The 15196-nt window shown below is 57.8% G+C and carries 9 protein-coding genes and 1 pseudogene; 5 read left to right on the top strand and 5 right to left on the bottom strand.

The genetic code is table 11. The annotated features are described in order from the left end of the window. Positions 1-18 precede the first annotated feature (18 nt). A complete protein-coding gene (pnuC, locus tag ACLL9E_RS08605; protein ID WP_411291327.1) occupies positions 19-576 on the top strand; it encodes a nicotinamide riboside transporter PnuC in 558 nt (185 codons plus the stop codon). Continuing rightward, positions 573-1103 carry an AAA family ATPase gene (locus ACLL9E_RS08610; protein WP_411291328.1) on the top strand — a complete coding sequence of 177 codons (531 nt, stop codon included), beginning with the start codon at positions 573-575 and terminating at the stop codon, positions 1101-1103. The genes pnuC and ACLL9E_RS08610 overlap by 4 nt, the downstream gene beginning before the upstream one ends. Here ACLL9E_RS08610 and ACLL9E_RS08615 read toward each other — a convergent pair. From ACLL9E_RS08615 to lepA, 4 genes are all read right to left on the bottom strand, one after another. Further along, positions 1100-2965: an ABC-F family ATP-binding cassette domain-containing protein gene (locus ACLL9E_RS08615; RefSeq protein WP_411291329.1), complete on the bottom strand. Its 1866-nt coding sequence runs from the start codon at positions 2963-2965 to the stop codon at positions 1100-1102. The two genes, ACLL9E_RS08610 and ACLL9E_RS08615, sit on opposite strands and share 4 nt — an antisense overlap. 242 nt (positions 2966-3207) lie before the next feature. Further along, entirely contained in the window at positions 3208-4422 is a 1215-nt protein-coding gene (gene kynU, locus ACLL9E_RS08620) for a kynureninase (RefSeq protein ID WP_411291330.1), read from the bottom strand. Further along, positions 4419-5330, bottom strand: a complete 912-nt coding sequence (locus tag ACLL9E_RS08625) for an alpha/beta hydrolase (protein ID WP_411291331.1) — start codon at positions 5328-5330, stop codon at positions 4419-4421. The genes kynU and ACLL9E_RS08625 overlap by 4 nt, the downstream gene beginning before the upstream one ends. Before the next feature lie 4 nt (positions 5331-5334). Beyond that, positions 5335-7152: a translation elongation factor 4 gene (lepA, locus tag ACLL9E_RS08630; RefSeq protein ID WP_411291332.1), complete on the bottom strand. Its 1818-nt coding sequence runs from the start codon at positions 7150-7152 to the stop codon at positions 5335-5337. A 149-nt stretch (positions 7153-7301) separates the two neighbouring features. Here lepA and ACLL9E_RS08635 point away from each other — a divergent pair, with 149 nt between their 5' ends. After that, positions 7302-7532, top strand: coding sequence for a DUF2945 domain-containing protein (locus tag ACLL9E_RS08635; RefSeq protein WP_411291333.1), 231 nt, complete (start codon positions 7302-7304; stop codon positions 7530-7532). 577 nt (positions 7533-8109) lie between these two features. On the opposite strand, the gene ACLL9E_RS08640 is transcribed toward ACLL9E_RS08635, so the two are convergent. Further along, positions 8110-9015: an HNH endonuclease gene (locus ACLL9E_RS08640; protein ID WP_411291334.1), complete on the bottom strand. Its 906-nt coding sequence runs from the start codon at positions 9013-9015 to the stop codon at positions 8110-8112. 840 nt (positions 9016-9855) lie between these two features. Here ACLL9E_RS08640 and rpoB point away from each other — a divergent pair. Together rpoB and ACLL9E_RS08650 are read left to right on the top strand one after the other, a co-directional pair. Then, entirely contained in the window at positions 9856-14013 is a 4158-nt protein-coding gene (gene rpoB / locus ACLL9E_RS08645) for a DNA-directed RNA polymerase subunit beta (protein WP_411291335.1), read from the top strand. A 116-nt stretch (positions 14014-14129) separates the two neighbouring features. Further along, positions 14130-15196 (top strand): annotated as a pseudogene (locus ACLL9E_RS08650) (DNA-directed RNA polymerase subunit beta'); the annotation flags it as partial.

The following is a 15196-nucleotide window of genomic DNA, read 5'->3' on the forward strand; positions in this document are numbered from 1 at the left end:
GCCGCTAATCCCGCATATATGAGCCTGCTGGAAATCATTGCCGTTTTGCTCGGCATCACGAACATCATCTTGATTATCCGCCGGTCGGTGTGGAATTTTCCCGTCGCAATTGTGATGGTCGCGCTGTATTTTGTCATATTCCGCGACGCCAAACTCTACAGCGACGCCAGCTTACAAATCTTTTTCGCCATCGTGAACATGTATGGCTGGTGGAGCTGGACGCGTAACAAGGCCGACAGCGGCATTGTCGTCGTCCGGCGCATTCCAAAAACCGGCTATGCGTTGTGGATATTGGGGTCGGTTGCTGCGATCTGGGGCTGGGGCGCAGTAATGCACGCCGAGACCGATGCCAGCTATCCCTATTGGGACGCATCTGTTGCGATGCTCTCGATTGCTGGCCAGATTTTGATGGCACGGCGCTTTGTCGAAAACTGGCATTTCTGGATTGTCGTCAACCTGATCTCGATCCCGCTATATGCCATGAAAGAACTCTATCTCACGGCAGGCCTGTACAGCGTTTTTCTCGTCCTCGCGGTCGCTGGCCTCATCGAATGGCGCAAGGTGCAGCAGAGATGAAACGCATTTGCCTGCACGGCCCGGAAAGCACTGGAAAATCGACATTGGGCACGCGGCTTGCTGCTGAGCTCGGCTGCGAAATCGTACCCGAATATGGCCGCGCATATTGCGAGGCACATGGCACCGATATCGACATCGAAGCGCTCGTCCATATCGCGCGCACTCAGGACGCAATGAACCGCGCCGCCGCCGCGCGCGCCGCCGAACTGCGCGCAGGCTTTGTGTTGTTTGATACCGACCCGCTAATTACGGCGGTGTGGTCCGACATGATGTTTGGCGCAGCGGAGAAATATAAACGCGACGCCTATTTCGATCATTTTTCGGGCTTTGCCGATCTCTATCTGTTGCTCGACATTGACTTGCCCTTCGTTGACGATGGCTTGCGCGTCTATGCGCAACCTGCCGAGCGGCAGCACTTTTTCGACCTCTGCATAAGTGAGCTAGAAATGCGTGGTGTACGTCATGTCCGCATTCAGGGCGTTGGCGAAGCCCGCTTTGAAGCGGCGAAGGCGGCAGTATTGGCCTAACCCTTCTCCAACGCCTCGCTCGCCGCAACCCATCTGGCTTCGGCGGCTTCTTGCGCGGCGACGATCTTGCCGCGGCGTTGCGACAGTTCGCCCATCGTCAGGTCCTTATATTCGTTCGCTGCTGACGCAGGGTCGAACATCGCGCGGTCGATTGCACTCAGGACAACCTCAAACTTCGCAAGATCGGCTTCGGCGTCGCTGACGTCGCGCTTGAGCTTGGCCTGCGCCTCACGCGCAGCGGCTTGGGCCTTCTTGTCTTCCTTGCGGTCGGCCTTGGACAGCTTCTCTTTCGCTGGCCCCTTGCCCAGGATGAAGTCGGTATAATCCTCAATCGTGCCGGTAAACTCGGTCGCGGTGCCATTGTCCACCAGCACCAGCCGGTCAGCCGTCAATTCAAGCATATGCCGGTCATGGCTGACCAACACCACAGTGCCCTCATATTCGTTCAACGCCTGAACCAGCGCCTCACGCGCGTCGACGTCCAAGTGGTTCGTCGGCTCGTCAAGGATCAGCATATGCGGCGCATCGCGCGTGATCAGCGCCAGCGCCAGCCGCGCGCGTTCGCCACCCGAAAGCTTGCCGACCTTGGTGGTCGCCTTCGCGCCCGAGAAGCCAAAGCGTCCAAGCTGCGCGCGGACCGCGCCGGGGCTCGCACCCTTCATCTGGTGAGTCATATGTTCAAGCGGGGTATCATCGCCGTCGAGTTCCTCAACCTGATATTGCGTGAAATAGCCGACGCGCATTTTGCCCGACGAACTCATGGACCCATCCATCGGCGTCAGTTGCGCCGCGAGCAGTCGCGCGAGCGTCGTCTTGCCATTACCGTTGCGTCCCAGCAACGCGATCCGGTCATCGGGGTCAATGCGCAGGTTCAGCCGCTGTAATATGGGGTTACCCTCGGTATAACCGACACTCGCCAGATCAAGCGTCACCAATGGCGGTTTCAATTCGTCAGGACTTGGAAAATCGAAGCTCAATGTCGGATCTTCGGCCATAGCGGCAATCGGCTGCATGCGCGCAAGCGCCTTGGCTCTCGACTGCGCCTGCTTTGCGGTCGAGGCACGCGCCGAGTTGCGCGCGACATAATCCTGCAACTTGGCGCGTTGCGCATCCTGGCTCGCCTTGGCCGCCGCAAGCTGCGCTGCACGCTCGGCACGTTGGCGCTCGAACGAGTCATAACCGCCCGAATACAGCGTCACCTGACCATTATCCAAATGCAGGATATGGTCGACGACATTGTTCAAAAGGTCGCGTTCGTGGCTGATCACGACCATCATCGCGGGATAGCCCTTGAGGAAATTCTCGAGCCACAATGTCGCTTCCAAATCCAAGTGGTTTGAAGGTTCGTCGAGCAGCAAGAGGTCAGGCTGCGAAAACAGCAGGGAAGCCAACGCCACGCGCATTTTCCAGCCACCAGAAAAGCTATCGAGCGGCTTGGCCTGCATTTCCTCGTCAAAGCCAAGCCCGACGAGGATTCGCGAAGCCCGCGCTGGCGCGGTATACGCATCGATTGCAATCAGCCGTTCATGCACTTCGGCCATGCGGTCTGGGTCAAGCCCCTCCTCCTCGCTTTCGATCATCAAAGCTGCGCGCTCGGTATCTGCGGCCAGCACCGTTTCAAACGGCGTGGAGTCACCCGCAGGCGCCTCCTGCGCGATATAACCGATGCGCGTGCCCTTGGGCATGTCCATCGATCCGTCATCGGCCTCAAGCGAGCCGATCATTACCTTCATGAGCGTCGATTTACCCGCGCCATTGCGCCCGATCAGGCCGACACGACCATAAGGCGGCAACGCGGCGGTAGCGCTGTCAAGGATAGTGCGTCCGCCAAGGCGCACGGTGATACCGTTCAGGTTAAGCATCGGGCGCGCCTAGCAGAGTGGTGGCTGGCTGTCAGTCAAAGAATTGGCATCTAAATGGGGCGCTGCATAAGCGAGGAGTAGAGAACCTAGAACCGACAAACCACGCGTTGCCCGGGAATTATCACAAATCGTCGCCCCAGCGCAGGCTGGGGCCCATGACGTCCATATGGCGAGCGAAGTTCTAACCGGCCAAGCGTGATAGGCTCCAGCCTGCGCTGGAGCAACGGGGGATAGGAACTCGACTATGTCACCGCATACCGCACAGCAAATTCTGGCGCACGAAAACTACCGCTGGCGACTATCTCGCGCAGCATTTCGCCGGCACGCCAGATATCGGCGTGGCTGAGCATCAGCGGAGTCAGGCCAAAGCGCATGATGTCGGGGTCGCGGAAGTCGCCGATGACGCCGCGCGCGATGAGCGCTTGCACGATTTCATATGCCTGCGGGTGGCGGAAACTGATATGGCTACCCCGCTCATGCGGGTTTGAAGGCGTGACGCACTCAAGCCCAGCCGCCGTGCCAGACGCATGGAAAATGTTCCACAGGGCCGCCGACTTGGCCTCCACAGCGCGAATGTCGATATCCGCCCACAGCTTCAGCCCGCTTTCCAGCGCGACGAGGCTCAACACGCATGGCGTTCCCGTCAGCCACCTTTTCATACCCGGTGCCGCTTCATAGCTATCGGCAAATTCAAAAGGCGCGGCATGGCCCATCCAGCCCGACAGCGGATTGTGTAATTGCTCCTGCCAACGCTTCGCCACGAAGAGGAACGCGGGCGCACCCGGCCCGCCATTCAGATATTTATAGCCGCAACCCACCGCCAAGTCCGCCACCGCCGCGTTCAGCTCAACCGCGACTGCGCCAGCACTATGGCTCAGGTCCCAGCAAACCATAGCTCCCGCATCATGCGCAGCCTTGGTCCACGCCACCATGTCGAAGCGCGCTGCGGTCTTGTAATGCACGTGAGTCAGCAGCAGCAACGCGGTGTCATCACCCAGCGCCTCCGCCAGCGCACCGCGTTCCACCACCCGCAACTCCGCCCCGGCCACAGCCTGCACCGCCCCCTCCGCAATTTGCAGGTCGGTCGGGAAATTCCCCGCCTCGCTCACAACAACTTTACGCGAAGGATCAAGCCGGAGCGCCGCGACGATCAGCTTGTACAAATTGACCGACGTCGAGTCCGCCGAGATAACTTCATCTGCCGCTGCGCCGATCAGCGGCGCAATCATCGCACCGACACGCTGCGGCGCATCGATCCAGCCTTCGTTCCAGCCACGGATCAACCGCTGGCCCCACGCCGTTTTGACCGCCTCCGCGCTTGCCGCTACAGTCGCCAGCGGCAATTGCCCCAGCGAGTTGCCATCGAGATAGATCACGCCGTCCGGGCACAGGAACTGCGCGCGATAGGACGCCAGTGGATCCGCCGCATCCAATGCCTGCGCCTGGTCCAACGTCATGGTTTCGCCGCCTTCAGGCCAAACGCCTTCAATATTTCCGCGCGCTGCTTGCCCCAGGACACGGTCTCGGGCGCGATGAGCTCGGCATGGCCCTCATGCGGCGTTGTCACCATCCTCGCGCCATAAGCCGCGCCAAAGGACGGCGGCGCAATGCTGTCGAGGTCATTGTTGAACTGCAACTCGCGCGCGCGCCCCTTGGGCATTTCGGGCGGAGAGGTACGGCTGAACTCACCCTTGGCCATGGCAGTCGCGCTTTCATTGCCGCATCCATGGTCGGGCAAGGTCATTTGCGCACGCAAATCGGGCAAGCCACCCTGCGATATCGCAAGGTCCACCCGCAACGGCTTGGCCCCGCGCAACGCATCGCCCTTTGCCAATGCCGACCGCCGCGCAAGCCACAAGGAAAGATGCCCGCCCGCCGAATGCCCGATCGTCACCACTGGCGCATCAGTTCGAAAGCCATATTCCGCGCGCTTTGTCGCAAACAGATCCGCCGCCGCGCCCACGTCCAGATAGGTCCCGGGATAGCCACCGCCTCGGTCCACGCCGCGATATTCGATATTCCACACGCCAACGCCATGGGCGCGCAGGTCGTCGGCAATCCAGTTCATGATATCGCGCTCGGCAATCGCGGTCTGCCAGCATCCGCCGTGGATCATCACGACCGCAGGATGCGGACCCCGCCCGAATTTGGCCGCGTTAGGTTGCCAGACGTCCACCACCTGCAAGGCATCGGGGCCATAGCTGATCGTCACATCAGGCGCTGGCTTTGGCCGCGAGAGCAGGTCTTCCCACACCATGAGTGGCTTTGGCGCCAGTGATGTCATCGTCCCCGTCTCCATCGCTGGTGCGCAACCACCTGCACTGGCCAAAACCAAAAGCAAAAACCCGAATCGCGCTCTGGCCAAATACTTACTCCTCCCCCATCCGCAACGCAGCGATAAACGCCTCCTGCGGGATGCTCACATTCCCGTACTCCCGCATCCGCGCCTTGCCCTTTTTCTGCTTTTCCAGCAGCTTTTTCTTGCGGCTGATGTCACCGCCATAGCATTTCGCGGTCACGTCCTTGCGCATCGCGGCGATGGTTTCGCGGGCGATGACCTTGCCGCCGATCGCGGCCTGGATGGGGATCTTGAACAGATGGCGCGGGATGAGGTCCTTGAGCCGCTCGCACATGCCGCGGCCGCGTGATTCCGCGGTGCCGCGGTGGACGATCATGCTCAGCGCATCGACCGCGTCGCCATTGACCATGATGCTCATCTTCACAAGGTCGCCTTCGCGATGGCCGATCTGGTGATAGTCGAACGACGCATAGCCGCGGCTGATGCTCTTTAGCCGGTCGTAAAAGTCGAACACCACTTCGTTGAGCGGCAGTTCGTAGACCAATTGCGCGCGGCCGCCGACATACGTCAGCTGCTTCTGAATGCCACGCCGGTCCTGGCACAGCTTTAGGATCGAGCCCAGATATTCATCAGGGCAGTAAATCGTCGCCTCGATCCATGGCTCCTGAATCTCGTCGATGCGGTTGACGTCGGGCATGTCGGCCGGGTTGTGCAGCTCCATCTCGCGTGCGTCGTCGGTCTTCGACCGGCTGAGCTTGAGCTTGTAGACCACCGACGGCGCGGTGGTGATGAGGTCAAGGTCGAACTCGCGCGTCAGCCGCTCCTGAATGATCTCGAGGTGCAACAGCCCAAGGAAACCGCAGCGAAAGCCAAAGCCCAAGGCGGCGCTGCTTTCGGTTTCGAAGCTGAACGATGCATCGTTAAGGCGCAGCTTGCTGATGCTTTCGCGCAGCTTCTCGAAGTCGGCGGCGTCGGTCGGGAACAGGCCGCAGAACACGACGGGCTGCACTTCCTTGAAGCCGGGCAAGGCCTCCGCGGCGGGGCGCTTGGCATCGGTGATGGTGTCGCCGACGCGGGTTTGCGCGACTTCCTTGATCTGCGCGGTGATGATGCCAACCTCGCCCGCGGCGATCTCGCCCAGAATCTCAAGCTTTGGCCGCATGCATCCGACGCGGTCGACCAGATGCTTTGTGCCAGCGGCCATGAACTGGATTTCCTGGCCTTTCTTGATCACGCCGTCGATCACGCGGATCAGGATGACGACGCCGAGATAGGGGTCGTACCATGAGTCGACGAGCATCGCCTTCAGCGGCGCGGTGCGGTCGCCCTTTGGCGGGGGGATGCGGGTGACGACCGCCTCAAGCACTTCGTCAATGCCGATGCCGGACTTGGCGCTGGTGAGCACCGCGTTGTCGGCAGGCAGGCCAATGATTTCCTCGATCTCGGCCTTGACCTTGTCCACCTCGGCCGCGGGCAGATCGATCTTGTTGATGACGGGGACGATTTCATGGTCATGCTCGATCGACTGGTAGACGTTGGCGAGCGTCTGCGCCTCAACGCCTTGTGCGGCGTCGACGACGAGCAACGCGCCTTCGCATGCGGCGAGGCTTCGGCTGACTTCATAGGCAAAGTCGACATGGCCCGGCGTGTCCATAAGGTTCAGCTGATACACAAGGCCGTCTTTTGCGGTGTAATCGAGCCGCACGGTCTGCGCCTTGATGGTGATGCCGCGCTCTTTCTCGATGTCCATATTGTCGAGCACCTGGCTCGTCATCTCGCGCGCGGTCAGCCCGCCGGTTTGCTGGATCAGCCGGTCGGCCAGCGTCGACTTCCCGTGGTCGATGTGCGCGATAATGGAAAAATTACGGATGAGGGAGAGTTCAGTCATCCCGCGCCCCTAGCAGGGCCGCCCCGCGCCATCAAGCATGGCGGAACGCCTGTAGGCGCAGGCCGCCAAATGGGGCGCGGAACGCCTGTAGGATGAAGGAACGCGTCGCGGCCCTGCGCGTTGGCTTATGCTGGTACAGGAGACACGACATGGCGGACAAGACACCAACGACACGCGAGCCCAAAGCAGGCGACAAGGTAAGCTGGAAATCCCATAGCGGCACCGCGCACGGCAAGGTAGTAAAGAAACAGACCAGCCCGACGCAAATCAAAGGCCACAAGGTCGCCGCGTCCAAGGACGAACCGCAATTTATCGTGGAGACCGATGAGGGGAAAAAGGCAGCGCATAAGGCGGAGGCCCTCACAAAGGACTCGCGCTGAAGAAGGTATAAAAGGCGAGGAAGGGGTAAAAGGCGAGGAAGGGTAAGGTGGCCAAGATATCCCAACGTCATCCTGAACTCGTTTCAGGATCTTACATCCGTCCTCCCGCGTGAAAAATTAAGATCCTGAAACAAGTTCAGGATGACGGGTTAAAGGTTAGCTACTTTCTCCCCTCCCGCAAGCGGTGGGCATACTTCATTTCTCCCCTCCCGCAGGCCGGAGAGTTTACTGACTTTCTCCCCTCCCGCTTGCGGGAGGGGCTGGGGGAGGGCCTCAAACACCAAGACCACAAAGCTCGCCTCCGGCTCGCCCCTCCCCTAACCCCTCCCGCAAGCGGGAGAGGGTCAATTACTTTCTCCCCTCCACGCGCATGCGGGAGGGGAACGAAAGCTGACTTCTCGTTCCGTAACCATTCGTGTCGAGTTTAGTCGAGGCACCCCTCGGTCGTGCGACACGTGGCAGAATTTGAACAGCCCTACATGCGAAGTGATCGAAAAAGTTGCCTCCAGAACTGGGCTTAAAAAGTAGCCGAGGGCGCGTCCCTACTATAGAAATGCAGCTTTAGAGCAGTCATTAATCAGTGCTTAAAACAATGTTGCCGATGCCACTCCAAGAACCTCGGATGAGGTCGCAACGATTGATGGTGTGGCAGGTCCGCCTTTCGGCTTGGATTGACTAAACTCCAAACACGATCTGAATCGTTTATCTGCCGCGAAACGAGGATATCAAGATCATCCGATAAGCTGACCAGCCCTCGGTCGAACATCCAGTGAACCGTTCCCGAAAGCGCTATGCCGTTTGCAATAATGTCGGGACCGTTTGCTTCCACGGGTTTTATATGGGCAGCTTCGACTTCGGCACGTCCACCACCGTTAATGAGCTTAAACCCGGTAATGGCGCATCTGCAGTCATACGCATCGAGCACAACTTTGCGGAATACCCGATCGCGGATAAGACGGTTGCTGACCGAACTTGTTCGTTCCCGCTCTTGGTCAAATAAGAACGGCGAGGGTGTTTCACCAAAATGGCTTTTAATAGCCTCTGGATGAGGTGTATCTACCCTTGGCAGCACATCGTCCACATCCGGAATTCCGCGTTCCAATATCCGGTTAAAGTCCTCTAACGTAATCGGCCGGACTGCTGCCTGCGCCCTACCTGAAATTTTGCCAGCTTCATTGAGGAGACCGCGCTCCACTAAGCCATCTTGGTCATTGAACGGTACGGCGTATTCCATTGGCAAATAAGAACCTGGCTCAATAAGTGCGAGATACATACCTGTAATTGTCGGATCAGGCACGATTTCCTCCACCCGCGCAATGGCAAAATAACCCTTTTTTCCGGCCTTAACGGGCTCATAATATACGACCCAGTCCCCAATAAATTGGCTTGCTCTAGACAGATATTGGCTTGGGAATTGATACCGCTCTTCGGGACGATCATCGTAAATAGAGTCAGCGCGGTGTAAAAATACGCCTTTTGCCAATGTCTACATCCTCCCCGTGGCTGCGCAGAGTCTGCGCGGGGTTGAGACGTATCGTTGGCGGGAGTAAACGGCAACAGTTCTATGGCGTCCGACCTGCGATATCACGAATTTGATTAAGGATCGTAATGCCGAGGGTGACTAACAAGTAATATCCTGAAATAGTCATCTTCAGGATGCCAACCCCAACAAAGCGCTTGAAATGTAGGATTTCTTCCGTCACCATCGTTGCCGACATCGCCAAACGCCCCTCTGGCTGATCGGGGCATGCTCAACAGCCCCTGCACGCGCCGCAGCTCAATTTAGGTGAGACCTTAGTGTGACTTTTCGCTGATGGCCTGCGCCACGCTGGAATGCTTCGCTTTGACCGCAATGACGGGAATGCCAACAGTCTAGCCCGCTCCTACCCTGTCCAGCGCATCGTCATTGCGAGGCGCAGAGCGCCGTGGCAATCCAGGGTTGTTCTACCCAATGCTAGATTGCTTCGCTTTGCTCGCAATGACAGTGGACAGCGTTTGACCCGCATGCGTTCCAAGGCGGTTTAGGTGAGACTTTAGTGTGACCTTTCGCGGCTTGTTTAAGTCCATTTCGGTGCCGCACACGGCTTGACGCTGGGGAAAGCGCGGCCTATATGGGTGGCAACATCCACACCATCGGGAACAGCCTTGTCGTCGCGCAACTTGGCTAACGCATTGATGGACATGGGTTTCACATACGCGAAACGGCTGCACGGCAGGACCCGAATCTTGGGGTCATTGTCTTGCGGCCTTTTCTTGTCTTGTGGACCCCAGCAAGTGGAAAGTCTTCCTGCGCCTGACATTTCTAACTGAGGCAACGCACCTTATGGCATCACGTCCCGCTCCAGCGACACTCTCGCGTCAAAAGCGTATCCGCAAAATCTTCGGTAACATCCATGAAGTTATCGAAATGCCCAACCTGATCGAAGTCCAGCGCGAGAGCTATGAACAGTTCCTGCGTTCCGACCCGTCGATCGGTTATGTATCGGGTCTTGAAAAGACGCTGCGCAGCGTCTTTCCGGTCAAGGATTTTGCCGGCACTTCGGAACTCGACTTCGTTCATTACGAACTCGAAGATCCCAAATATGACGTTGAAGAATGCCGTCAGCGCGGGATAACCTATGCGGCGCAGATGAAGGTCACGTTGCGCCTGATCGTGTTCGAGGTTGACCCCGACACCGAAGCGCGTTCGGTCCTCGATATCAAGGAGCAGGACGTGTATATGGGCGACATGCCGCTCATGACGCATAACGGCACCTTCTTCATCAACGGTACAGAGCGCGTTATCGTATCGCAGATGCACCGTTCGCCGGGCGTCCTGTTCGACCATGACCGCGGCAAGACGCACAGCAGCGGCAAATATCTGTTTGCAGCGCGCGTCATTCCGTACCGTGGTTCGTGGCTCGACTTTGAATTCGATGCCAAGGATATCGTCAACGTCCGTATCGACCGTAAGCGCAAGCTTCCCGTCACGACGCTGCTCTATTCGCTTGGTCTGAACGACGAAGAAATCCTGGGTCACTTCTATGACCGCGTAACATTTGCACGTGGCAAGGGTGGATGGAAGATTCCGTTCAACTCCGAGCAATGGCGTGCTTCGAAGCCGATGTTCGACATTGTCGATGCCAAGACCGGCGAAGTTGTGTTCCCTGCCGGAACCAAGGTTACGCCGCGTGCTGCCAACAAGGCAGTGAAGGACGGCTTGACCGACCTGCTGATCCCGACCGAGGAAATCTTTGGCCGTTATTCGGCATTTGACCTCATCGACGAGAAAACTGGCCGCATCTATGTCGAGGCAGGTGACGAGATCACTGCCGAAAACCTCGACGCTTTGGACAAAGCCGGGATCGACAGCATCGAGCTGCTCGACATCGACCATGTCATCACTGGCGCGTGGATGCGTAACACGTTAAAGGCTGACAAGGCCGAGAACCGCGACATGGGCCTTGATGCGATCTACCGCGTCATGCGTCCCGGCGAGCCGCCAACGCGCGAAACCGCAGAGGCTTTGTTTGCTGGCCTGTTCTTTGATGCAGACCGCTATGACCTGAGCGCGGTTGGCCGCGTCAAGTTGAACATGCGTCTGAACCTTGACGTTGAGGACACGCTGACCACCTTGCGCACCGAAGATATCCTCGCGGTGGTCAAGGAGCTTGTGAACCTCAAGGACGGTAAGGGCGAAATCGACGACATCGATAACCTCGGCAACCGCCGCGTCCGTTCGGTCGGCGAATTGCTTGAAAACCAGTATCGCGTTGGCTTGCTGCGTATGGAGCGCGCGGTGAAGGAGCGGATGAGCTCGGTCGATGTGTCGACCGTGATGCCAAACGACCTGATCAACGCCAAGCCAGCAGTTGCGGCTGTCCGCGAGTTCTTTGGTTCGTCGCAATTGTCGCAGTTCATGGATCAGACCAACCCGCTTTCAGAAGTCACCCACAAGCGCCGCGTTTCGGCACTTGGACCAGGTGGTCTGACGCGTGAGCGTGCAGGCTTCGAAGTCCGCGACGTTCACCCGACGCATTATGGCCGCATCTGCCCGATCGAAACGCCGGAAGGCCCGAACATTGGTCTGATCAACTCGCTCGCCAGCTTTAGCCGCGTGAACAAATATGGCTTTATCGAAACGCCATATCGCAAGATCATCGACGGCAAGGTTACCGACGAAGTGGTCTATCTGTCCGCAATGGAAGAGCAAAAGAACACGATCGCGCAGGCGAACGCCGAATTGAATGCCGATGGCAGCTTTGCCGAAGACCTGATTTCGTCGCGTGAAGCGGGTGAATTCCTGATGGCACCGCGTGACCAGATCACGTTGATGGACGTGTCGCCAAAGCAGCTGGTTTCGGTGGCTGCGTCGCTGATCCCGTTCCTGGAAAACGATGACGCCAACCGCGCGCTCATGGGTTCGAACATGCAACGTCAGGCTGTACCTCTGCTGCGTGCAGAAGCTCCGTTTGTCGGCACTGGCATGGAAGAAACCGTTGCCCGCGATTCCGGCGCTGCCATTGGCGCACGCCGCACGGGCATTGTCGACCAAGTCGATGCAACCCGTATCGTTGTGCGCGTCACCGGCGAAGTCGAGCCCGGCAAGTCTGGCGTCGACATCTACACGTTGCAAAAGTTCCAGCGGTCGAACCAGAACACATGCATCAACCAGAAGCCATTGGTGAAGGTCGGTGACGTGATTGAGGCTGGCGACATCATTGCTGATGGTCCATCGACTGAACTGGGCGAACTCGCATTGGGCAAGAACAGCCTCGTCGCGTTTATGCCCTGGAACGGTTACAACTACGAAGATTCGATCCTGATCTCCGAGCGCATCGTGAAAGACGACGTGTTCACTTCAGTCCATATCGAAGAATTCGAAGTGATGGCCCGCGATACCAAGCTTGGACCAGAAGACATCACGCGCGATATTCCGAACGTTGGTGAAGAGGCTCTGCGTAGCCTTGATGAAGCCGGCATCGTATATATTGGTGCTGAAGTGCATCCAGGTGACATTCTGGTCGGCAAAATTACGCCGAAGGGCGAAAGCCCGATGACCCCGGAAGAAAAGCTTCTGCGTGCCATCTTCGGTGAAAAGGCAAGCGACGTGCGTGACACTTCGCTGCGTCTGTCACCCGGTGTTGCAGGGACAGTCGTTGAAGTGCGCGTATTCAACCGCCACGGCATCGACAAAGACGAACGTGCCATGGCGATTGAACGTGAAGAAATCGAACGTCTGGCGAAGGATCGCGAAGATGAACGTTCGATTTTGAACCGCGCAAGCTATAACCGCTTGAAGGACATGCTTCTTGGTCAAACGGCGGCCGCAGCGCCAAAGGGTATCAAGAAGGGCGATACGATCACTGAGGAAAATCTCAGCGAAGTAGAGCGTCATGAATGGTGGAAAATCGCTGTTGCCGACGACAAGGTTCAAGGCGACCTTGAAGCCGTCAAGGTGCAGTATGACGATGCGGTCAAGTTGATCGTCGAGAAGTTCGAAGATCGCCGTGAGAAGCTGGAGCGCGGCGATGAGCTGGCCCCAGGCGTGCTCAAGATGGTCAAGGTGTTCGTCGCGGTGAAGCGTAAGCTGCAACCGGGCGACAAGATGGCCGGACGTCACGGAAACAAGGGGGTTATCTCGCGGATTCTTCCGCAAGAAGACATGCCATTCCTTGCCGACGGCACGCCAGTCGACATCGTGCTCAATCCATTGGGTGTGCCATCGCGTATGAACGTGGGTCAGATTTTCGAAACCCATCTTGGTTGGGCTGCGCGTAGTCTGGGGATGCAAATCGGTGAGGCTCTCGAAGAGTGGCGCCATGCAAACCCGAATCCCGAAGCAGCAGCGCCGCCAGCGGTCGTGCGTGAACGTCTGGTCAAGGCATATGGTGACACTTATGCCGCCGAGATCAATGGCCGAAGCGACGCGGACATCATCGAGCTTGCTGGCAATGTCATCACCGGCGTTCCTATGGGCACCCCTGTTTTCGACGGTGCGCGTGAAGCCGACGTCACATCAATGCTTCAGCTTGCTGGACTTGATGGGTCTGGCCAATCCGACCTGTTCGACGGACGTACTGGTGACAAGTTTGACCGTAAGGTCACGGTTGGCATCATTTACATGCTCAAGCTGCATCACCTTGTTGATGACAAGATCCACGCCCGTTCGATCGGACCGTACAGCCTTGTTACGCAGCAGCCACTGGGTGGTAAGGCGCAATTTGGCGGTCAGCGTTTCGGCGAAATGGAATGCTGGGCACTTCAGGCATATGGCGCGGCTTATACCTTGCAGGAAATGCTTACGGTCAAATCAGATGACGTGATCGGTCGTACCAAGGTGTATGAAGCCATCGTCAAGGGTGACGACAGCTTTGAAGCCGGTATCCCCGAAAGCTTCAACGTTCTGGTCAAGGAAATGCGCTCATTGGGTCTCAATGTAGAACTGAAAGCGCATGATCTGGTCGAAGGTGACGAGGGCTTTGCCGAGGCAGCGGAATAAGGGTGTAACCACCTCCCCTCCCGTACGCGGGAGGGGTCGGGGGAGGGTCAGTCCCTCCCGGTAGCACCCTCCCCTAGCCCCTCCCGCAAGCGGGAGGGGGATTAAAGGAAAAAAGAATGAACGAACTATCGAAATTCAACAATCCCGTTGCCAAGGTCGAAACCTTTGACCAGATCCAGATCGGGATCGCGTCACCGGAAAAAATCCGCAGCTGGTCTTTTGGCGAAATCAAGAAGCCGGAAACCATCAACTACCGCACGTTCAAGCCAGAGCGTGATGGCCTGTTCTGCGCGCGCATCTTTGGCCCGGTAAAGGATTATGAGTGCTTGTGCGGCAAGTATAAGCGCATGAAGTACAAGGGCGTCGTCTGCGAAAAGTGCGGCGTTGAAGTGACCGTCACCAAGGTACGCCGCGAGCGCATGGGCCATATCGAGCTTGCTGCGCCTGTTGCGCATATCTGGTTCCTGAAATCGCTGCCATCGCGCATTGGCCTGTTGCTCGACATGCAGCTGAAGCAGCTTGAGCGCGTTCTGTATTTCGAAAACTACATCGTTACCGAGCCTGGCCTGACCGCGCTTGAGAAGTTCCAGTTGCTGAGCGAAGACGAATTGCTCGACGCACAGGACGAATATGGCGAAGACGCTTTCACCGCCAGCATTGGCGCTGAAGCCGTCAAGACCATGTTGATGGACCTCGACCTTGAGCAGGAGCGTACCGACCTGCTCGACGAGCTGGCCGTTACAAAGTCCGAACTCAAGCCAAAGAAGATCATCAAGCGTTTGAAGGTTGTCGAAAGCTTCATCGATTCAGGCAACAAGCCCGAGTGGATGATCCTGGATGTCATTCCGGTCATTCCACCAGAATTGCGCCCGCTGGTGCCGCTGGATGGTGGCCGTTTCGCGACGTCCGATCTCAACGATCTCTATCGCCGCGTGATCAACCGTAACAACCGTTTGAAGCGCCTGATCGAACTCCGCGCGCCAGACATCATCGTCCGCAACGAAAAGCGTATGTTGCAGGAAGCCGTTGACGCCTTGTTCGACAATGGCCGTCGTGGCCGGACCATCACGGGCGCCAACAAGCGTCCGCTGAAGTCGCTGTCCGACATGCTCAAGGGCAAGCAGGGCCGCTTCCGCCAGAACCTTTTGGGCAAGCGCGTCGACTATTCGGGTCGTTCGGTCAT

Source organism: Sphingorhabdus sp., assembly GCF_046596595.1.
Taxonomy (GTDB): domain Bacteria; phylum Pseudomonadota; class Alphaproteobacteria; order Sphingomonadales; family Sphingomonadaceae; genus Sphingorhabdus_B.

Bases quoted from the DNA above. Each gene is read 5' to 3' on its own strand.
- pnuC (WP_411291327.1), top strand. From the start codon at position 19: ATGAGCCTGCTGGAAATCATTGCCGTTTTGCTCGGCATCACGAACATC.
- ACLL9E_RS08610 (WP_411291328.1), top strand. From the start codon at position 573: ATGAAACGCATTTGCCTGCACGGCCCGGAAAGCACTGGAAAATCGACA.
- ACLL9E_RS08615 (WP_411291329.1), bottom strand. From the start codon at position 2,965: ATGCTTAACCTGAACGGTATCACCGTGCGCCTTGGCGGACGCACTATC.
- kynU (WP_411291330.1), bottom strand. From the start codon at position 4,422: ATGACGTTGGACCAGGCGCAGGCATTGGATGCGGCGGATCCACTGGCG.
- lepA (WP_411291332.1), bottom strand. From the start codon at position 7,152: ATGACTGAACTCTCCCTCATCCGTAATTTTTCCATTATCGCGCACATC.
- ACLL9E_RS08635 (WP_411291333.1), top strand. From the start codon at position 7,302: ATGGCGGACAAGACACCAACGACACGCGAGCCCAAAGCAGGCGACAAG.
- rpoB (WP_411291335.1), top strand. From the start codon at position 9,856: ATGGCATCACGTCCCGCTCCAGCGACACTCTCGCGTCAAAAGCGTATC.